16 protein-coding genes and 1 pseudogene are annotated in these 20,239 nt (G+C 63.6%); 7 read left to right on the plus strand and 10 right to left on the minus strand.

What is annotated here, in order from left to right:
* The first annotated feature begins 39 nt into the window (after positions 1-39).
* From AC13C2_RS13480 to AC13C2_RS13495, 4 genes are all read left to right on the plus strand, one after another.
* Positions 40-2,229 carry a primosomal protein N' gene (locus tag AC13C2_RS13480; RefSeq protein ID WP_482887112.1) on the plus strand — a complete coding sequence of 730 codons (2,190 nt, stop codon included), beginning with the start codon at positions 40-42 and terminating at the stop codon, positions 2,227-2,229.
* A 66-nt stretch (positions 2,230-2,295) separates the two neighbouring features.
* A complete protein-coding gene (gene hisC / locus AC13C2_RS13485; RefSeq protein ID WP_482887611.1) occupies positions 2,296-3,378 on the plus strand; it encodes a histidinol-phosphate transaminase in 1,083 nt (360 codons plus the stop codon).
* Positions 3,363-4,283, plus strand: a complete 921-nt coding sequence (locus AC13C2_RS13490) for a prephenate/arogenate dehydrogenase family protein (protein WP_482887113.1) — start codon at positions 3,363-3,365, stop codon at positions 4,281-4,283. Before hisC ends, AC13C2_RS13490 begins: the two co-directional genes overlap by 16 nt.
* Positions 4,280-5,113: an extensin-like domain-containing protein gene (locus tag AC13C2_RS13495; protein WP_482887114.1), complete on the plus strand. Its 834-nt coding sequence runs from the start codon at positions 4,280-4,282 to the stop codon at positions 5,111-5,113. Before AC13C2_RS13490 ends, AC13C2_RS13495 begins: the two co-directional genes overlap by 4 nt.
* On the opposite strand, the gene AC13C2_RS13500 is transcribed toward AC13C2_RS13495, so the two are convergent.
* From AC13C2_RS13500 to AC13C2_RS13510, 3 genes are read right to left on the minus strand one after another with little or no spacing between them, the layout of a single operon-like run.
* Positions 5,110-7,173 (minus strand): peptidoglycan -binding protein, encoded by a 2,064-nt coding sequence (locus tag AC13C2_RS13500; protein ID WP_482887115.1) that lies wholly within the window; start codon positions 7,171-7,173, stop codon positions 5,110-5,112. The two genes, AC13C2_RS13495 and AC13C2_RS13500, sit on opposite strands and share 4 nt — an antisense overlap.
* Position 7,174: 1 nt before the next feature.
* Positions 7,175-8,383 carry a biopolymer transporter ExbB gene (locus AC13C2_RS13505; protein WP_482887116.1) on the minus strand — a complete coding sequence of 403 codons (1,209 nt, stop codon included), beginning with the start codon at positions 8,381-8,383 and terminating at the stop codon, positions 7,175-7,177.
* 41 nt (positions 8,384-8,424) lie between these two features.
* Complete coding sequence (locus tag AC13C2_RS13510; protein ID WP_482887117.1) at positions 8,425-9,012, minus strand: gamma-glutamylcyclotransferase; 588 nt, start codon at positions 9,010-9,012, stop codon at positions 8,425-8,427.
* A 70-nt stretch (positions 9,013-9,082) separates the two neighbouring features.
* On the opposite strand from AC13C2_RS13510, the gene AC13C2_RS13515 reads away from it, so the two are divergent.
* The gene (locus AC13C2_RS13515; protein ID WP_482887118.1) at positions 9,083-10,051 is read left to right on the plus strand and encodes a DUF2125 domain-containing protein; all 969 of its coding nucleotides are present in this window, start codon (positions 9,083-9,085) and stop codon (positions 10,049-10,051) included.
* 146 nt (positions 10,052-10,197) lie between these two features.
* Here AC13C2_RS13515 and AC13C2_RS13520 read toward each other — a convergent pair whose 3' ends face one another.
* From AC13C2_RS13520 to AC13C2_RS13530, 3 genes are all read right to left on the minus strand, one after another.
* On the minus strand, positions 10,198-12,696 hold the full coding sequence (locus AC13C2_RS13520; protein ID WP_482887119.1) for a GcvT family protein: 2,499 nt from the start codon (positions 12,694-12,696) through the stop codon (positions 10,198-10,200).
* Between the two features lie 116 nt (positions 12,697-12,812).
* Positions 12,813-13,217: a c-type cytochrome gene (locus AC13C2_RS13525; RefSeq protein WP_092760305.1), complete on the minus strand. Its 405-nt coding sequence runs from the start codon at positions 13,215-13,217 to the stop codon at positions 12,813-12,815.
* A 190-nt stretch (positions 13,218-13,407) separates the two neighbouring features.
* Entirely contained in the window at positions 13,408-13,833 is a 426-nt protein-coding gene (locus tag AC13C2_RS13530; RefSeq protein ID WP_424337758.1) for a DUF1489 family protein, read from the minus strand.
* A gap of 82 nt (positions 13,834-13,915) precedes the next feature.
* On the opposite strand from AC13C2_RS13530, the gene AC13C2_RS13535 reads away from it, so the two are divergent.
* The gene (locus AC13C2_RS13535; RefSeq protein WP_482887120.1) at positions 13,916-16,189 is read left to right on the plus strand and encodes an adenosylcobalamin-dependent ribonucleoside-diphosphate reductase; all 2,274 of its coding nucleotides are present in this window, start codon (positions 13,916-13,918) and stop codon (positions 16,187-16,189) included.
* Between the two features lie 47 nt (positions 16,190-16,236).
* Here AC13C2_RS13535 and AC13C2_RS13540 read toward each other — a convergent pair whose 3' ends face one another.
* Entirely contained in the window at positions 16,237-16,449 is a 213-nt protein-coding gene (locus AC13C2_RS13540) for a transposase (RefSeq protein ID WP_482887121.1), read from the minus strand.
* A 136-nt stretch (positions 16,450-16,585) separates the two neighbouring features.
* On the opposite strand from AC13C2_RS13540, the pseudogene AC13C2_RS13545 reads away from it, so the two are divergent.
* Positions 16,586-16,864 (plus strand): annotated as a pseudogene (locus AC13C2_RS13545) (SDR family oxidoreductase); the annotation flags it as partial.
* Here AC13C2_RS13545 and AC13C2_RS13550 read toward each other — a convergent pair.
* The 3 genes from AC13C2_RS13550 to AC13C2_RS13560 are packed head-to-tail and all read right to left on the minus strand — an operon-like array spanning position 16,854 to position 20,228.
* A complete protein-coding gene (locus tag AC13C2_RS13550; RefSeq protein ID WP_482887122.1) occupies positions 16,854-17,231 on the minus strand; it encodes a hypothetical protein in 378 nt (125 codons plus the stop codon). The pseudogene AC13C2_RS13545 and the gene AC13C2_RS13550 sit on opposite strands and share 11 nt — an antisense overlap.
* 10 nt (positions 17,232-17,241) lie before the next feature.
* A complete protein-coding gene (locus tag AC13C2_RS13555; RefSeq protein ID WP_482887123.1) occupies positions 17,242-18,471 on the minus strand; it encodes a c-type cytochrome in 1,230 nt (409 codons plus the stop codon).
* On the minus strand, positions 18,468-20,228 hold the full coding sequence (locus tag AC13C2_RS13560) for a GMC family oxidoreductase (RefSeq protein ID WP_424337756.1): 1,761 nt from the start codon (positions 20,226-20,228) through the stop codon (positions 18,468-18,470). Before AC13C2_RS13560 ends, AC13C2_RS13555 begins: the two co-directional genes overlap by 4 nt.
* Between the last annotated feature and the right edge of the window lie 11 nt (positions 20,229-20,239).

The following is a 20,239-nucleotide window of genomic DNA, read 5'->3' on the forward strand; positions in this document are numbered from 1 at the left end:
CCTCTGGCATCGGCGCGCGCGAGGCGCGATATGACCCCCATGTCCCGCCTCCACCCCCCCGGCGCGCCCGTTGCGGTGCTGACCACGCAACCGCTGGACCGCGCGCTGGATTATCGCGCGCCGCCGAATGGTGTGCAGGATGGGGCCTTCGTCGAGGTTCCGCTAGGCCCGCGCAAGGTTCTGGGTGTGGTCTGGGGGGACGCCGCCGGGGATTGGCCGGTCGAAAAACTGCGCCCCATTGCCCGAATTCTGGATGTGCCGCCAATGGGTGAAGCGTTCCGCGATTTCTTGGAAAAGTCCGCCGCTTATACCCTGACCCCCCTGCCCGCGATGTTGCGCCTTGGCCTGCGCGCGCCGGGCTTGGGCGAAACGCCGGGCAAACGCCGTGTCTATGCGATTGGTACCGGCGCGCCGGATCGCGTGACGCCCGCTCGACTCAAAGTGATCGACGTCCTGCGCGACCGGCCCGGCGACCTCTTCGCGCTGTCGGAACTCGCCGGGATGGCCGAGGTTTCGACCAGTGTCGTTAAGGGCCTCGTCGCATCCGGGGCGGTGCTGGAACAGGACATGCCGCGCGATGCGGACTTCCCGCCACTGGACCCGAAACGCCCCGGCAAACCGCTGGCTCCCGATCAGCAGCAGGCGGCGGATACGCTGCAGGCCGCCATTGCGTCCGGCGGATATGGGACCACGCTGCTCAAAGGCGTAACCGGCTCGGGCAAGACCGAGGTCTATCTGGAGGCTGTCGCAGAATGTCTGTCGCACGGGCGGCAAGTCCTTGTTCTGCTGCCTGAAATTGCACTGACCGCCGAATTTCTGACCCGTGTCAAAGCGCGTTTCGGTGCGCACCCGGCTGAATGGCACTCCGGCGTCACGCAGTCCGAACGACGGCGCTGCTGGGCCAAGGTCGCCAGCGGCCAGGCCCGGCTGGTCGTGGGCGCACGGTCGTCGCTTTTCCTGCCGTTCCAGGACCTTGGCCTGATCGTCGTCGATGAAGAACACGACACCTCCTACAAACAGGAAGACGGCGTGCTTTATTCGGCCCGCGACATGGCCGTCTTGCGCGCGTCCTGCGAAGGGGCACAGGTCGTGCTGGCCACGGCGACCCCGTCCTTGGAAAGCTGGGCAAATGCGGAACTGGGCAAATACAAGCGCCTGGATCTGACCTCACGTTTCGGCGATGCAGTCCTGCCCAAACTGAGGACCGTCGACATGCGCGACGAGGATCTGCCGGGCGGACGCTGGGTTTCGCCCACCCTGAAGCGCGAAATCGAGACCCGGATCATCGCGGGCGAGCAAAGCCTCATCTTTCTGAACCGGCGCGGCTATGCCCCGGTCACGCTCTGCCGTGCCTGCGGCCAACAGGTTGCCTGCCATCAATGCGATGCGCGGATGGTCGAACACCGCTTCCTGAAACGCCTGATGTGCCACCAATGCGGCGAAACCGCGCCGATGCCGCCAGCCTGCCCAAGCTGCGGCGTGGAAGGCAAGCTGGCTGCCGTCGGTCCCGGTGTCGAGCGCATGGCCGAGGAGGTAACGGCGCTGTTCCCCGAAGCCCGTATCGCCATTCTGTCGTCGGACCTGTTCGGCTCCGCCCGCGCGCTGAAGGCCAAGGTCGAGGAGATCGCGCGGGGCGGCGCGGATATCATCGTCGGCACGCAACTGGTGGCAAAGGGACACAACTTTCCGCATCTCACCCTGGTCGGCGTGATCGACGCGGACCTCGGCCTGCAAGGCAGCGATCTGCGCGCCGCCGAACGCACATTTCAACTGATGCGACAGGTTTCCGGACGGGCGGGTCGCGCTGACAAGCCGGGCGAGGCCCTGCTGCAGACCTATCAACCCGAACATCCGGTAATTCGCGCGATCCTGTCGGGCGACGAGGAGAGTTTCCTGCGCGAAGAGGCCGACCAGCGTCGCGCCGCCGGTGTTCCGCCCTATGGCCGGATGGCCGGGATCGTGATCTCCGACCCGGACGCCGCCACCGCCTTCGACGTCGGCAATGCGCTGGCCCGTCGTTCGCAACCGTTGGAAAGCGTCGGCGCGGAAATCTATGGCCCTGCGCCCGCGCCGATTGCGCGCATCCGGGGTCGGCACCGCGTCCGCCTTCTGGTCAAGGCCCCGCGCCAAGCCCCGATCCAGCCCGCGCTGGCCGCCTGGGTCGCGCAAATCGACCTGCCCCGCTCGACCCGGCTGAGCATCGACATCGACCCGCAGAGCTTTCTGTAACGGACCGGAATTGCCCCCGCCATGACGTGCGCGTAGAACGTACCGGACCACGGGGGAGTGACCCAGATGAACGCCGCGCCGACACCTCAACCGGGGATCATGGAGATCGAGCTGTATCAAGGCGGCGCGTCGAAGGTCGACGGCGTGACCGACATCCTGAAGCTGTCGTCGAACGAAAACCCCTACGGTGCCCCGGAAAGCGCGCGGATTGCCGCCGCCGAGGCCGCGCAGGTCATGCATCTTTATCCGAACACCGACCACGCATCCCTGCGGGCAGCCATCGCCGAAGTGCACGACCTCGACCCCGACCGTATCGTCTGCGGTGTCGGCAGCGACGAAATCATCCATTTGCTGTGTCAGGCCTATGTTGGTCCCGGCGACGAGGTGCTGCACACCGAGCATGGTTTCCTGATGTATGCGATCAGCGCGCGGGCGGCCGGGGCCACACCCGTCAAGGTGCCGGAGCGGGACCGCACGGTCGATGTCGACGCGCTGCTGGCCGGGGTGACCGAAGCCACACGCCTTGTTTTTATCGCCAACCCTGCGAACCCCACAGGCACGCTGCTGAACGGACAGGACGTGGTGCGGCTGGCCGATGGGCTGCCGGACGGGTGCCTGCTGGTTCTCGACGGTGCCTATGCCGAATTCGCTGATGACTTCGACGGCGGGCTGGGGCTGGCGCAGCACCGCGAGAATGTCTTTGCGACACGGACATTCTCCAAACTTTACGGTCTGGGCGGACTGCGGGTCGGCTGGGGCTATGGTTCACGCGCCGTCGTCGACGTGCTGAACCGCATTCGAGGACCGTTCAACCTCTCGAACCTGGCGCTGGCAGCGGCCGAGGCCGCGGTGCGCGACCGCGATTTTGCCGCCCGATGCGTTGCCGACAACACGGTGCAGCGGGCGCGGTTGCGCAAGGGGCTTGCCGGTCTGAACCTGCCCTCCGACCCGTCTGCGGCAAATTTCGTCCTAGCAAGGTTCGCAGACGAGGCGGAGGCCACCTCCTGCGATGCCTTCCTGAAATCGCGTGGCGTGATCGTGCGGCACCCGAAGAGCTATGGTTTTCCGGATTGCCTTCGGATCACCGTAGGGGACGCGGCAGGCGTGGACCGTTTGCTCGAAGGGATCGCGGCATGGCGCGAACAGTGATCTACGAACGTGTCGCCCTGATCGGTCTGGGCCTGATCGCCGGATCGATGGGCCTGCGAATGAAACGCGACGGATTAGCTGGCGAAATCGTCGGGACTGCACGGTCGGCCAAGACACGCGATATGGCCGTAGGCCTCGGCCTGTGTGACCGCGTCACCGACACGGCGGCGGAGTCCGTGCAAGACGCCGACCTGGTCGTGCTCTGCGTGCCTGTCGGCGCAATGGAGGATGTCGCCCGCGAGATCGGCCCGCACCTGAAACCGGGCGCGACCGTCAGCGATGTCGGCTCAGTCAAGCGCGCCGTGACCGAGGCGATTGGTCCACACCTGCCGGACGGTGTCGATTTCATTCCGGCACACCCGCTGGCCGGCACTGAACATTCCGGCCCGGAATCGGGCTTCCCGGAGCTGTTCGACAACCGTTGGTGCCTGCTGACGCCGGTGACTGACTCGCCCGACGCGGTGGAACGTCTGACCCGATTCTGGCGCGCCATGGGCTCGAACGTCGAGACGATGGACGCCGATCACCATGACCTCGTGTTGGCCGTCACCAGCCACGCGCCGCATCTGATCGCCTATACGATGGTTGGCGTGGCCGACGATCTGCGCCGAGTGACCGACAGCGAAGTCATCAAATATTCCGCCGCCGGTTTTCGCGATTTCACCCGCATCGCGGCCAGCGACCCGGTGATGTGGCGCGATGTTTTTCTGAACAACAAGGACGCGACGCTGGAAATTCTCGGGCGCTTCACCGAAGAGCTGTTTTCGCTTCAGCGTGCCATTCGCAAGGGCGACGGCGAGATGCTGCACGAGTATTTTACCCGCACCCGTGCCATCCGGCGCGGCGTCATCGAAGCGGGTCAGGACACCGACAAGCCGGATTTCGGACGGGGGACAAAACCATGAAATGGATCGTATTCGCCGCTGCCATTCTCGCTTCCGGAGCGCAGGCCGACATTCATCCGACGCCGCGACCTGCGCCACAGGATGACGTCGTGTCGTCGCGGGGAGCGACCGCGATCCAGACTTCGACACGCCCGGTCGAACGGATGATGCCGCAGGACCGGCAGGCCGTGACAAGCACCGAGGCCAGCCGCACGCAAGTGCCGCGCAACGACAGCGGCGGCACCGTACAGATGTCGGACCGGCCGCGATTCCGGCCCGATACGTTGATCCCTGCCGCCAGCCGCACGCCGCGCCGGTCACGCGACGGCGGTGGCGGACTATGCGGGCGCAGTTCGATTCAGGGAACGGCAATAGCGCCGGTTACCGGCCCGGGTGCCTGCGGCATCCCGGACGCTGTGAGCGTCAGCCGCGTTTCGGGTGTCCAGTTGACCCGGCCTGCCCGGATGGATTGCGACACCGCGACTGCACTGGACGATTGGGTGCGAACGGGCCTGCTGCCGACCATCGGGCGCACCGGCGGTGGGGCGGTCGGGCTGCAGGTCGCGGCGGGGTATGCCTGTCGGTCACGGAACAGCCAGGCAGGGGCCAGGGTCAGCGAACACGCCAAGGGCCGCGCCATCGACATCTCGGCGATCCAGCTTGCGAACGGGTCGCGGATCACCGTGCTGACCGATTGGAACCGGGGCGCCAATGGTCGGATGCTACGGACTCTTTGGCGGGCGGCCTGCGGTCCGTTCGGCACGGTACTGGGGCCGGATTCGGACCGATATCACCTCGATCATTTCCACCTGGATACCGCCGACTATCGTTCGGGCAGTTACTGTCGCTAACGCTCGGTCAGCTTCATTTCGATACGCCGGTTGCGGGCGCGGGCCGCCTCTGTATTCGCGGGATCGACGGGCCGGAACTCACCGAATCCGGTGGGGGCCAGCCGCTTGGGCGGCACGCCCAGTTCTTCGATCATGAACAACGCGACCGACAAAGCGCGCGCCTGACTCAACTCCCAGTTGTTGGCGTATTTTCCAAAACCAGACAGCGGCACGTTGTCGGTATGACCATCGACGCGCAGCACCCAGTCAATGCCTTCGGGAATCTGGTCAGCGACGTCGAGGATCACTTCCGCGACTTGCTCGATCTGGCGGCGACCCTCTGCCCCAAGGTCCGCCTGACCTTGCGCGAACAGGACTTCGGACGAAAAGACAAAGCGGTCACCGACGATCTCGACTCCCTCGCGCCCTGCCAGTACATCGCGCAACTGACCGAAAAATTCAGACCGGAATTTCTCGAGGTTCTCGGCCTCGGCCGCCAGACGTTCGGCGCGGGCCCGTTCTTCTGCCGCGACCTTGGCCAGCGCGGCATTCAGACGATTGCCCAGACTGTCGAGCTGGACGCGGGCTTCGGCTTCGCTTGCCTCCGACGCGTTGAGAAGACCCTGCAAGCCGCTCAGTTGAGTCCGAAGCTCCGCGACCTGCTGGTTCAGCGCTGCTGCTTCACGCTGGGCGGCAATCCTGTCGTCTTCCACGGCGGCCAGTTCTGTTCGCGCCTGATCCAGCAGGACGGCCATCCGGTCCGCGTCGGTCATCGCGTCTTGCGCGGCGTCTTCGGCGGCCAGACGGTTGGCAAGCGCTATGGCCAGCTTGTCCTGCACCTCGGCCTCGGACGCGCGGGCCGCATCCTGCGCTGCAAGGGCCTCGGTCAGGCGGCGCTCCAGCTCGGCACGACGGACTTCAGCTTCGGCCACCGTGTCGCCCCGTGCTTGCAGCTCCGCCTGCAGCCGGGCCAACTGGGCCTGTAAATCTGCTTCAGACGTGTCGCGAAGTTCAAGCGCGGCCAGCGCCGCCGCAAGCCGGTCCTCCATCGTCGTCGTCGCATCCTGACTTGCGCTCAGATCGGCGACGGCCTGCGCCAGACGGGCGGTCAGGTCGTCGCGCGTCGCCTCGGTGGCGGCCAGCAGCGTCAGCGTATCCTCGGCCTTCTGCCGCTGTTCTTCCAACGCAAGCGTCATTGCGGTCAGTTCGGCATCGGAATTGGCAAGGCGTTCGCGCAGGGCTTCGGCCGCGGCCTGTTCCGCCAGACGCGCGGCTTCGGCATCCGTCAGCGTCGTTTCTGCATCCGCAAGTCGCGCGCGCAGTGCTTCGGCAGCGGCCAGTTCGGCCAGCCGCGCGGCCTCCTCCGCATCCAGGTCGGCCTGCAAATCCGTGATCTGTGTTTGAAGGGTTTCCACAGTGGCCTGCTGTCCCTCCAGCGCCGCGAGCGTCTGGGCCAGCGTCGCCGCCTGCGTTTCCGATTGTGCGCGCAGATCGGCCAGAAGCTCCTCCACCGCCTCACGCTGGGCGGCGGCCAATCGCGCAGCCTCGACGCCTTCGTCGATTTCCTCCCGGGCAGAGGCCAGTGCAAGTTGCAACGCCTCGCGTTCGTCGATGATGCGTGTCAATTCACCCTGCGTCGTCTCCAGCTGACCGGCCAGCGCGCTGCGTTCGCCTTCGGTTGTCTCAAGTGCGGTCGTCAGACGATTGCGCGTCGCGATCAGGGAGGCGACCTGCTCCTCGAAGCTGCTGACACGGGCGGTCAGATCGTCACGCTGCGCCGACAATGTAGCGATCAGCGCGGCCTGCGTGTCGCGCTCCGCTCCAAGGCTTGCGACCTGATTTTCAAGGTTGGCGGCGCGCTGATTTTCAAGCCCCAGCGCCTGCGCCAGCGATGCCAGTTGCTCGCCCAGAGCATCCAGTTCCTGACCCTGCCCCTCGATCGTTTCGGACAGGACGAACTGGACGATCATGAAGATCGACAACACGAACATCAGAACCAGCAGAAGCGCCGTCATCGCGTCGACGAAACCGGGCCAGACGTTGGCCGTGAACCGTTGACCGCTGCGCCGCTGGAATGCCATGTCAGCTGTCCCCTTCGGACGCCTGATCCTGTCCCTGCGATGCCTGCACCTGACGGTTCAACTGCCGCAGGGTGCGGGTCAGGGACCCGATATCGCCGCGCAGGTCGTCAATGGCGGCCTGACGCCCCTGCTGCAACTCTTCGAACACCTTCAGAAGCTGCACGTCGATCGACCTGATCCGCATCCGGCTTTCGGCATCCAGACCGTCATTTACCCCCGACGATCCGCGCAGAACCTCGACGATGTTTTCCTGACCCTCGGCCACGCGGTTCAGCGCATCGGTAGTACCGCCGCCGCTGTCCATTCTATGTGCCATGACGGCGACTGCATCGGCCAGACCGCCCATCTTGGCGTCGGCGGCCAGACGTCCCGCCTCAGCCTTCTGGAACATGTCCTGAAGGCTCTCCATCTGATAATTCATGTGGTCCAGAACGGCGGCCAGCGAATATTGGTCGATGGTTTCCTCGCCCGAGTCGCCGACCAGGCCGACGCGGGTAATCGACGACAGCCAGTTCTCCATCTCCCGGTAAAACCGGTTCTGGCCGTGGCCCGCGAACAACTCCAGCAAGCCGACGACCAGCGATCCGGCCAAGCCAAGCAGCGACGAGGCGAAGGCCGTGCCCATGCCGGCAAGCTGCGATTCCAGACCGCCGATCAGGCGCCCGAAGACTGCGACACCGCCCTCGCCGTTTTCAGGATTCAGGTTACGGATCGTATCGACCACCGCCGGAACGGTCGTGGCCAGGCCCCAGAAAGTGCCCAGAAGACCAAGAAATATCAGCGTATTGACGATATAACGCGTAATGTCCCGCGCCTCCTCCATCCGGGCGCCGACCGAATCGAGGATCGAGCGCGAGGAAGAGGCAGAAATCTGGCTTCGCGGGGACCGCGACCGCAGTAACGACGCCAAAGGGGCCAGCAGGCCGGGCGGACGCGAGATGTCGTGACCAAGTCGGGTTTCGGCAAAACCCTCGATCCACGACACCGAGGAGAACAGTTGGAACACCTGCGCGAAACAGGCCAGCACGCCAAGGAAGAACACGAGGATGATCGTGCCGTTCAGCCAGGGGTTCGTGACGAAGATCGGCGCGACCTGCGGATAGGCAAGAAACACGCCCACACCGACAGCCCCGAGGACCGCCAGCATCTGCACGATCTGCCGGATCGGCTGCGAAAATTGCGTGCCGTGCTCTAGCGGTTCGCGTGCCATCTGCCCCCGGCCCTTTTCGGGCCCCTGTGTATCCGCGGAGCCTAGCTTTCGCCCGACCCGTCCACAAGCGCCGCGCAGGCGCCTTCCCTGATCTGTTGCACCCGCGTGACCAACCAGTCCAGATCTGCATCCCCGATCTCCAGATCGTGAAGTCCGGCGGCCGTCCGGGTCAGATATTCATGGTTCGGTCCGCGCCCGCCGATGGCCCGCGCTATGACCTCGGCCTGGCGTTCCAGCGGCAACTCGCCCGTGTACTGCGCGTGGTCGGTGCGAATAACGTAGGTCGTTGCCCGGATCGCCAGGTCATCTTCACCCAGCAAGGTAACATTTTCCTCGACGTAAGCCGCCGATACCAGTTCCCGTTCGCGCAGGGTCTCGAGTGCTGCAGCCGGGTCGGCGGCCCGGATGGCAAGGCCGGAACAGGTCGCACCCGCCGCCGGTTCCAGGGCCAGAACCAGACCGGGGTTCTCTTCCGAACCGCGATGATGGATCGACCACATGCAGAACCGGCGGCGGAAATCGACCAGAGTGGCGCGACGCGTCTCGGCTACGTCGATGCCGGGATTCCAGACGAGGGAGCCATAGGCAAAGACCCAGAGCTCGTCGTCACCGCCGATCACGTTCGCCATGCGTCCTTGTCCTTTCGCGTTCCCTCTCTCCCGGATAGAGGGAGTGGAACGGATCGGAAAGAGGCGCGACATGGTGAAATGGCTGACGATTCTGGTTCTTGTGGCCGCCACCCTGTGGGGCGGATGGTGGTTTGTCGGCGCGTCCGCGGTGGACAGGGGCGCTCGAACGGCCATCGACAGCGCGCGGGCGCAGGGCTGGGGCATCGAGTACGGCGACCTGACAGTAGCAGGATTTCCGAACCGGTTCGACGTGACGCTGGACGCGCCGCGGGTGATGTCCCCGGACGGTGTGATGCGGTGGTCGGCCCCCTTCGTGCAGGTCCTGGCGCTGTCCTATCGTCTGAACCACGTCATCGCCGTCGCACCGCGCGAGATGACGATCGAAGTGCCGGGCGAAACGATCGACATCACATCGACCGACTTGCGGGCTTCGGCGGTGGTGACCCCGTCACGGCAGCCCGACCTTCGGCGCGCGACCATCACGGCCAGCGACCTGACGATCCGCGCCACCGATCTGGGGGCGACCTTCGCCACCGCAGTTCTGGCCGCGCGACAGAACGGGTCGGACGCGATCTACGATGTCGCAATCGCCCTGACCGGCGTATCGGCCAGCGATGGACTGCGTGCCAAGCTGGACCCGACCGGCACATTGCCGGAGGTGATCGACACGCTGGATATCGACACGATGATGGTCCTGTCCGACCCCATCGGCATAACCCGTGATCCGGTCTTGTCAGAGCTGACGATCCGGCGCGCGACGGTGAATTGGGGAGACGCGCGGGTAATCCTGTCGGGCGACCTAACCGTGGCTGCGGATGGCACACCAGACGGCGACCTGACGTTGCGCGCGCGCGGGTGGTATGACCTGTTAGCTTTCGTCGTGGCGCAGGAATGGCTTACCGCCGCGCAGGCATCGCTGATCGGCAGCGGACTGTCCGGGTTGGAGGACGCAGAGGGGTTCGCGGAAATTCCGGTATCGCTGTCGGGCGGTCAAATCATCGTCATGGGCCTGCCTGTCGGCCCCGCTCCCCGGCTCTGACGTCAGTGACTTCGCTCCGACAGAGGCGTGCGAAGGCGGGAACGGAATTTTCACCCTTGGCGCAGTGCAATAACCTGCATCCAGGCGAACCATGCCCCGGATGGCGGGCCAACCCTTTATGAACGCCAGGACAGCACCAGTCTGGTTTAGCCGTCGAGGCGAATCCGTGCGTTGGTGGGGTCGTAGGGGCTGTCCTCGGTGACCTCCGCATCCCAAAGCTGACGCTGCATCCGCACACGCAGCCTGGTTCCCGGCTGCGCCAGATCGGGCCGAACATAACCCATGCCGATCGACTTTTCGAATGCCACCGAATAGCCACCAGATGTCAGTCGTCCGACCTTGTCGTCTCCTACATACAGCGCCTCGCGCCCCCAGGGATCGGCATCTGACGGCCCGTCAATCAGCACAGTCACGCATTTCGAACGGATACCCTGCGCCTGCATCGCGTCCTTACCGTGGAAGTCCTTCGACAGATCGACGAAGCGGTCCAGCCCGGCCTCCAGCGGCGTGGCATCGCGACCCAATTCAGTGCCGAAAGCGCGATAGGACTTTTCCTGCCGGAGCCAGTTCTGCGCCCGCGCGCCGACCAGTTTCAGCCCGTGACCTTCGCCCGCATCCATCAGCCTGTCGAACAGATAGTTCTGCATTTCCATCGGATGATGCAATTCCCACCCCAATTCGCCGGTATAAGCCACGCGGATCGCATTCGTCGGGCACATCAGCAACTCAAGCCGCCGGGCCGTCAGCCACGGAAAGCGCTTGTTTGACAGCACTGTCGCAGGATCGGCATCGCGCACGATCCCGGACAGGATGGCGCGCGAATTCGGCCCGGCCAATGCGAAGACACCGTGCTGGCCGGTGCAATCATCCAGACACATCGGGCCAAAACGGTCCATGTTGTCTTTGACCGCCTGCACCAGAAAGTCGCTGTCGTAGCTTTGCCATGCGCCCGCCGACACGAGGTAGAACGTATCTTCGGCCAGCCGGACGATGGTGTATTCCGTGCGCGTGGTCCCTGCCTCGGTCAGCGCATAGGTCAGGTTGATCCGCCCGACCTTCGGCAGCTTATTGGTCGTGAACCAATCGAGGAATCCCGCCGCGCCCGGTCCGCGCAACTTGTGCTTGGTAAAGGCGGTCGCATCAATCAGGCCCGCCGTCTCGCGGATGGCCCTGGCTTCCTCGACCGCGTGCGCCCACCACGCACCCCGCCGGAAACTGCGGCTGTCGTGATCGAAGCTGTCGGGCGCATCCAGCGGTCCGAAATAGTTGGGGCGTTCCCACCCGTTGACGCAACCGAACTGTGCGCCGCGTGCTTTCATGCGGTCGTAACACGGCGCGGTTTTCAGCGGGCGGCAGGCGGGGCGTTCTTCGTCAGGGTGATGCAGGATGAAGACGTGATCGTAGGCTTCCTCGTTCTTGCGGGCGGCATATTCCGTCGTCATCCAGTGCCCGAAACGTCGCGGATCGAGCGAGGCCATGTCGATCTCGGCTTCGCCCTCGACCATCATCTGGGCAAGGTAATGCCCGACGCCACCCGCCGCCGTGATGCCAAAGCTGAACCCTTCGGCCAGCCACATGTTGCGCAGGCCCGGCACAGGCCCGACCAGCGGGTTGCCGTCGGGCGTATAACAGATCGGGCCGTTGTAATCGTCCTTGAGACCCGCGGTTTCCGACGATGGAATCCGGTGGATGAACGACATGTATTCCTCCTCGATCCGCTCCAGATCGAGGGGGAACAGATCGGCGCGGAAACTGTCGGGCACGCCATATTCAAATCGCGCAGGCGCGTTCTTTTCATATGGCCCGAGGATCCAGCCGCCCCGCTCCTCACGCACATACCATTTGGCATCGGCGTCGCGCAGGACGGGGTGCTGCGGGTTGGTCTTGCGATATTCGACCAGCACCGGGTCAGGCTCGGTCACGATATACTGGTGTTCGACTACCACGGCCGGAATTTTGATGCCCAGCAATTGCGCTGTGCGTTGCGCATGGTTGCCGGTGGCTGTGACAACGTGTTCGGCGTGGATCACGACCTGTTCGTCCGATGCGATCAGATTGCCGCCCTTTTCGACCATCCTGGTCGCGGTGACATCCCAATGCTCGCCGGTCCATTTGTATTCATCCACCTGCCAGCGCCGTTCGATCCTGACACCCCGGTCGCGGGCGCCCTTGGCCATCGCCATCGTGACGTCGGCGGGGTTGATATAGCCGTCGGTCGGATGGAAAATCGCGCCCTCAAGGTCTTCTGTCCGCACCAGCGGCCAACGCTCCCTGATCTGTTTGGGCGTCATCCACTCGTACGGAATGCCGACTGTCTCTGCGATGGAAGCATACAGTTCGTACTCATCCATCCGCGCCTGCGTCTGCGCCATACGCAGATTGCCCACGACCGAGAAGCCGGGGTTCAGCCCGGTTTCCTCCTCCAGCTGTTTGTACATTTTGACGGAGTGGTCGTGAATATGGCTGGTGGCGTATCCCATGTTGAACAATGGCAGAAGTCCCGCCGCATGCCACGTCGACCCCGCCGTCAGCTCGTCTCGTTCCAGCAGAACGATGTCCTGCCAGCCGGCCTTTGACAGCGCATAGGCAATTCCAGTCCCCACGGCTCCGCCGCCGACGATCAATGCTTTGACATGGGTTTTCATCGGACGTCCCCTCGCTACGCATGGGCCTTTCTGCCTGACTTCGGGGGACGGGGTAAATCAGGCGCGACGATCCCCACGCCGATTGCGACTTCGTGTCCTATCGGCGTGGCGGGACATCACTGCTGGATCGAGATCAGATATGCCGCAAGCGCGATCAGGTCGGATGGAATCGGCGTGCCGATGCCCTCCTCCTCCTCGACCACGACCGCCGGACCCAGATCGCCTGCCCCGAATTCGGGCATGACCGCGTCCGGGTCGCCGTGACGACCTAATCCGTCGATCTGCGCCAGTATCCGGTCGCGCGGAAAGGACCCTCCGTTCCGCTTCGACAGCGTCGTCAGATCGGGGGCGAGTCCGGGCGTGCCCATCGCGTTGGCCCCATGACAGTCGGCGCAGCTCTGCTGGAACAGGCTGGCACCATAGGCCGCTTCGGTGCGCAGTTCGGGCATCGGATTGCAGGCGGTCAGCAACGCGGGCAGCGCCACAACCAGCAGTGCATGACAGGAGATGTGGGCGGGCATCGGAATCTCCGGCTCGGGAATATCGCTGGCATCTGCCTAAGGGACCGGCGCGGACACTGGCTTGACCTGCATCAATCGCTTTCGACCTTTGGAGCGTATGCCGACCGGTCTGCGGCACGGCACGATTGGGCGACTCAGACAGGGCGGCAATCGTGGGACGTGCAGGCGATCTGGTCGCAGGGCGAGTGGTCTAAAGGACGCCGATTTCCGCCAAAGCAACCGACAGTTCGGTCGGCAGCCGCGCCTCAGACGCCCGTGCGGGGTCCATATCCATCGGCGCATCCTCGGACGGCAGATACCGCCATCCCTGAAACGGACGGCGCGGCGTCGGAATGACCGGAATCAATCCGGGCTTCAGCACGATTCCGCACCGCCGGATGCCATCGGCGCGCACCACCTCGTCAAGTCGCAGGATCGGCTGACGACATAGCAAAACGCCCTTCACGACCCAGTAAATCGATCCACCGTTCAGCAATTCCGCTTCGCGCCGGGGCCACATCCGGGTAACATGACGGGGCTGGCCATCCGGCCCCTTGGCGCGCGCGCTTGTCTGCCATCTGGTCATCGACTCGATCGACTCGGACCCGACGCTGAGCTTGATAAGGTTGATGGACATGACGTGACTCGCCCCCGGAAAGTAGGGTATATCTAGACCTCCCGCGCGCGCGCGCAACCATCCCTAGCGAAACGTGACCGCCATGCCCGATACCGCGACCGATTCGTCCTCGTCCTTCGCCGCCCCCATCGCGCGGCAGATCTGGGACATGAAATACCGGCTCAAGGCCGCTGACGGCACGCCATTGGACGCCGATATCGACGCGACATGGGACCGCATCGCATCCGCGCTGGCCGCACCCGAGGCAGATCCGGCGCACTGGACGCCCAGGTTTCGGTCCGCCCTGCAGGATTTTCGCTTCCTGCCCGCCGGTCGCATCATCGCGGGTGCCGGCACCGACCGCAGCGTCACGCTGTTCAACTGCTTCGTCATGGGCACCATCGAAGACAGTATGTCGGGTATCTTCTCCGCCCTGCGCGAAGCGGCCCTGACCCTGCAACAGGGGGGCGGCATCGGCTATGACTTCTCGACCATCCGGCCCCGGGGCGCGAGCGTGACCGGCGTGGCCGCCGATGCCTCCGGCCCGCTGTCGTTCATGGACGTGTGGGACGCCATGTGCCGCACGATCATGTCCGCCGGGTCGCGGCGCGGCGCGATGATGGCGACCCTGCGCTGCGATCATCCCGACGTGCTGGATTTCGTGGCGGCGAAATCCGACCCGACCCGGTTGCGGATGTTCAACCTGTCGGTGCTGGTGACCGACCCGTTCATGGAAGCGGTGGATGCCGACGGCGACTGGCCGCTGGTGTTCGGCGGCGTGACCTATCGCACCCTGCGTGCCCGCGATTTATGGAACGCGATCATGCAGGCGACGTATGACTATGCCGAACCGGGCGTGATCTTCATCGACCGCATCAACGCCGCCAATAACCTGTCCTACGTAGAAACCATTGCCGCGACCAACCCCTGCGGCGAGCAGCCCTTGCCGCCCTATGGTGCCTGCCTTCTGGGGTCGGTCAATCTGGCGCAACTTGTGGACAATCCGTTCACCGACCGGGCCAGTGTGAACCTCGATGCACTGGCCGACCTGACGGCCACGGCCATTCGCATGATGGACAATGTCGTCGACGCCAGCCGCTTTCCCCTGCCCGCGCAGGCGGACGAAGCCCGCGCCAAGCGCCGCATAGGGCTGGGCGTGACCGGGCTGGCCGATGCCCTGGCGATGTGCGGGCTGCGCTATGGCGCGCCCGAAGCGGTTGACGCCACGGCCAATTGGCTGAGCACGATTGCGAACAGGGCCTATCTGACCTCGGCCGAACTGGCGGCGGAAAAGGGCACCTTCCCGCTTTATGACCGCGAAGCGATCCTTGCGGCCCCCATGGTCCAACGGCTCGATACGGATACGCGCGACGCGATCGCCGAACATGGCCTGCGGAACGCGCTGCTGACCTCCATCGCACCGACCGGCACGATCAGCCTGCTGGCGGGGAACGTGTCCTCGGGAATCGAGCCGATCTTCGCGCAGGAATACACCCGCAAGGTGCTGCAACCCGACGGCACCCGCACCGAAGAGACGGTCGCGGATTTCGCCGTCGCCAAGTGGCGCGAACTGCATGGGGATACACCCCTGCCCGACCATATGGTCAGCGTCGCGGACCTGACGCCCGGCGATCACATCGCCATGCAGGCCGCCGCGCAGCTATGGACCGACAGTAGCATTTCCAAGACGATCAACGTGCCCGCCGACATAACGTTCGATGCTTTCAAGGACGTCTATCTTCAAGCATGGGCGACTGGCTGCAAGGGTTGCACGACCTATAGACCGAACGCGATCACCGGATCGGTCCTTTCGACAGAGATGCCCGCAGCGCCCATCGCGGAAACCCCCAAGATCGTCCACCTGTTCGCGCCGCTGGACCGGCCTCAACGGCTGACCGGCGAGACCTACAAGATCAAATGGCCCGCGTCGGAACATGCGCTCTATATCACGATCAACGATATCGACATTGACGGTCAGAAACGCCCTTTCGAGATCTTCGTGAACTCCAAGAACATGGAGCATTTCGCCTGGACCGTCGCGCTGACCCGGATGATTTCGGCGGTGTTCCGGCGCGGCGGCGATGTGTCTTTCGTGGTCGAGGAGCTGAAGGCCGTCTTCGATCCGCGCGGCGGGGCCTGGGTGCAGGGCAAATACGTGCCCTCGATCCTTGCGGCCATCGGCGGCGTGATCGAACGGCATATGATCGCCACCGGATTTCTGGCCGGAGAAGGCTTGGGCCTCAAGGTCGACCCTGCCCATCGCGATACCGCGCCCGCGCCCCCCGGACCCGCTTGCCCGAATTGCGGCAGCTTCGCCGTTCACATGGCTGAAGGATGCGCGACCTGCGCCAACTGCGGATTTTCGAAATGCAGTTGATCGCATAGAAAAAAGCCGCCCTGAGTCAGGACGGGCGTAGTTAGGTGTTAAGTCCACGCGATTACAATGAATACGAGGGCGAGAGCGGCGAGGTATCTGGCCGCCAACCGGTCGTATCTGCTGGCGATCCGTCGCCAGTTCCTGAGTTTGCAGAACATGCCTTCGATGACGTTGCGCCGACGGTGGGCTTCACGATCCAGCGGATAGGGGTGCGACGGCTGGCGGTGGAAGGGGTGACTGCCTTGATCTGTCGGTTGCACAACCAGTTACGCAGGTTGTCCGCGTCGCAGGCCTTGCCCGCAAGCAGCCGCCGGGGCGACATCCGCCAGCAAGAGTAGCGCCATCGAGATGCCGACGATGTTTCCAGGCATCAGGGCATAGGCGACAGCCAAGGGGGGGGACGTTAAGCAATTGATGCAATCGATGGCGCAGGAGCTGGCCTGTGAGAAAATACGCGTCAACGCCATCGTCCCGGGGGCCATTAAAACGCCCAAAGCCCGTGCGCGTTGGCAATGCTGCGGCGGATCGCCGCGACGCATCGGGGAGACGACCCGCATCGCCAAAAGGAAGCCTATCATGAGCAAGACGTTTCACGTCCTGAGGAGAAACCATGATCAAACGGGCAGGGAAAGCCTTATGGAATCCGCACAGTGGGCGACTTCCTCTAATAGATGATGCCTGCTGCGCTGCATTGTTCCGCAGTCACCTGTGAAAAGTCCGGCGCCTCCCCGTCCTCATCTCCGGAAGCAAGTTGGTCGACTGAAATCCCAAGTTTCTCAACGGAAAATGACGCAGGCCCAATGTCCGTTTCGCGCCTGTCTTCCTCGTCTCTTTCCACCCCAAAAACACGCGTAGCTTCTGCTTTCTCGGCGTCCGCCTGTAACCCAACGCAATGCTCTATGATAGCAGCCATGACGCTGCGGTCGTCAGTGCTGTATTCTTCCTCGCCAAGATAAAGCGGTTCCGCCCCCGCCGTCTTCGTGAGGCACAAACCCAGTATCAGACCTATCGTCGCGGCATTGAAAGAGTGGGTTTGGCTCATCGGATTACCTTCAATATTCTTCGGCAAGATATTCGCGCATCTCGGCCACCGCTTCCGCCGAAACCGCGCCGCTCCGGCGGTCTCCGGTATTGCGCAGGAAGGTCAGCAGGTCAGCGATCTGCGTATCGGTGAGTTTCCAAGCGAAGGGTGGCATTGCCAGCATGCTGGGGACCGTCTCGGTCGGCTGGGCGCGGGCGCCGCCGAGGATGATGCGGATCACGGTCGACGGATCCTTGGCGTGCAGCTTGTTCGACGTGCCAAGTGGTGCGAAGAAATAGGGCACGCCCGAAGCATCGGTCGCATGGCAGGCGGCGCAGTTGTCGAAATAAATCCCCTCGCCCGCCTCAAGCCGAGCTGTTTCGGGCGCTTCTTCCGGCTCGCGCGACGTATCGTCGAGGCTCTTGAGATAGGTGGCGACGGCCCGCAGGTCCTCCTCTTGCAGGAACTGGGTGGAAATCGCAACGACCTCGCCCATGCGCTGCATTGGCGCGCTATGCTCAGCCCGGCCGTATTTCAGAAATTCGAAAATATCGTCCTCGTCCCAATGAGCAATACCGCCATTCTCACCGCCGCGGATATTAGGCGCGAACCAGTTCTGTAGCGTTCCCCCGCGCAGGTACTCGTCATCCTTGCTGGCGCCGAGCAGGTTCTTGCCCGAGTGGCAGGCGCCGCAGTGCAAAGGCCCGTCCACAAGAAAACGGCCACGGTTCCATTCCTCAGAGCGATCCGGATTGATCACGAATTCCTCGTCATCGAAGAACAACAGCTTCCAGCCGCTCACTGACATGCGGATGTTGAGGGGGAACGGCAGATCGTTCTCCTGTTCCTCCACTTGCACCGGCTCGAGCGACTGTAGATAGGCAAAGATCGCATCGGTCTGCTGCCGCGTCATCAGGGTGAAATAGGGATAGGGCATCGCCGGGTAGAGGTGGCGGCCCTCGTCATCGATACCCTCGTTCAGTGCATTGTAGAAATCTTCGCGCGTCCAGCGGCCCAGTCCAGTCTCGTCATCGGGGGTGAGGTTGGCCGAATAAATCGTGCCAAAAGGCGTCATCAGCGCCCGCCCCCCGGCGAATGGAATGCCGTCGTTCTCAATATCAGTGTGGCAGGCTTTGCAATCGCCGGCCTGCGTCAGATAGCGGCCGCGCTCAACTTCTGAGGAGGAGAGCTCCTGCGCCTGTCCTTCACCAAGGGCAAAGCTCGCGCCGCAGAAGGCGGTTATCAGGGCCAGCCGTCTCACGCCTGCACCAGCGAGCCGGGATCGGCCATATATTGATCGATGATCGCCGCGACCGTCCAATAGGCCAGCGCCGCAACGGTTCCGGTCGGGTTGTAGCCCGCGTTTTGAGGAAAAAGCCCTGCCCCGGCTACGAAGAGATTATGCAGATCCCAGCTTTGACAATAGCGGTTGCAGACACTTGTCTGCGGGTCGTTCCCCATGATCGTGCCGCCGGTGTTATGGGTTGTCTGGTACGGCATCGAGTCATAGGACCCCTTGCGCTCGGCCACATTGACCTCGCGTCCCCCCATGCCCCGGGCAATCTCTTCGGCAACGGGGGTGATATGAGCAGTCAGGCGACGGTCGTTGAGAGTGAAATCATAGGTCATGCGCAAGAGCGGCCGACCGTGTCGGTCTGTATATGTCGGATCCAGGTCAAGGTAATTGCTGCGATGCGCCATCGAAGCGCCGTGCACGCCAACCGTGGTGGTCTTGAGGAAATTTGCCCGGACCGACTGTTTCCATTCGCTCCCCCACCCCGGCACGCCGTCTGGCACCGGATGGCTTTCGATCGGGCGGGCGTTGGTAGTGTAGCAGGCGATATACCCGCCCCCGATAAAGCCCAGCCCGGAATGGTCGAAGTTATCACCGTTATATTCATCCACCGCCATGCCGAGCGCGCCCGCGCCGACAAAGCCGTTGGTATATTCTTCGTCGAAGAAAACCGTCGCGCCGGACATTACCTGATAGCAGTAGTTCTTGCCCACTACCCCCTCGCCGGTCTGCGGATCATAGGGCGTGCCGATCTCGGACAAGAGCATCAGCCGCGTGTTCTCCAGAGGGTAAGCACAGAGCACCACCACTTCGGCGGGCTGGAAGAAGCGTTCGCCACTGGTATCCACGTAAGTGACGCCCGTGGCCCGCGTGCCGTCGGCGGATTTCTCGACCGAAAGCACTTCGGAATCCGTGCGCAGAGTGAAATTCGGCCGTTGCATCAAGACCGGAATGATCGTGGTCTGCGGCGAGGATTTGGCATAATTGCCGCAGCCATATTTCTCGCAAAAGCCGCAATAGGTGCAGGGGGCCAACTGCAGCCCAAGCGGATTGACATAGGCGCGCGACATATTTGCCGAGGGCACCGGGAAGGGGTTCAAACCCATTTCTCGCGCTGCGGCCTCGAAACGGTCCTGCGAGAAAGTCATCTCCATCGGCGGATTGGGGTATTCGTCGCTGCGCGGACCCTCAAAAGGATTGCCGCCCTTTTGGATATCGCCGCGCAGGTTGCCCGCCGTGCCGCAGATGCCGCAGATTTTCTCGAAATAGTCAAAATGCGGCTCCAACTCCTCGTAGGTGACGCCGTAGTCTTGGATCGTCATGTTCTCAGGCAGCGGGCCATAGCGTTCCGCGTTATGGCTCTTGGCCACGAAATCCGAAGGTAGAAAGCGGTAGGTCTGGCCGTTCCAATGCACGCCCGATCCGCCTACGCCATTGCCGGGCAGGAAGGACCCCCAGTGCCGCATCGGCAAAGCCGTCTGCGCGCCGTTGTTGCGAAACGTGACGGTGGACTGCGATGTCTCCTGGAACATTCCGTGGCGCCAGTAATAGCGCAACTCGTCCTGCGCGAATGTAGTCGCGAAATCTTTGGGCGTATCGCGCCACGGCCCGCGTTCCAGCGCCAGCACCTCCATCCCGGCGGCGGTCAGCTTCTCGGCGTAGATCGCCCCGGTCCAGCCAAAACCGACCAGAACCACGTCAACCTTTGGAAGATGATTCGTCATGCGTTCACCTC

It is taken from the genome of Jannaschia sp. L-14R (genome assembly GCF_056857695.1).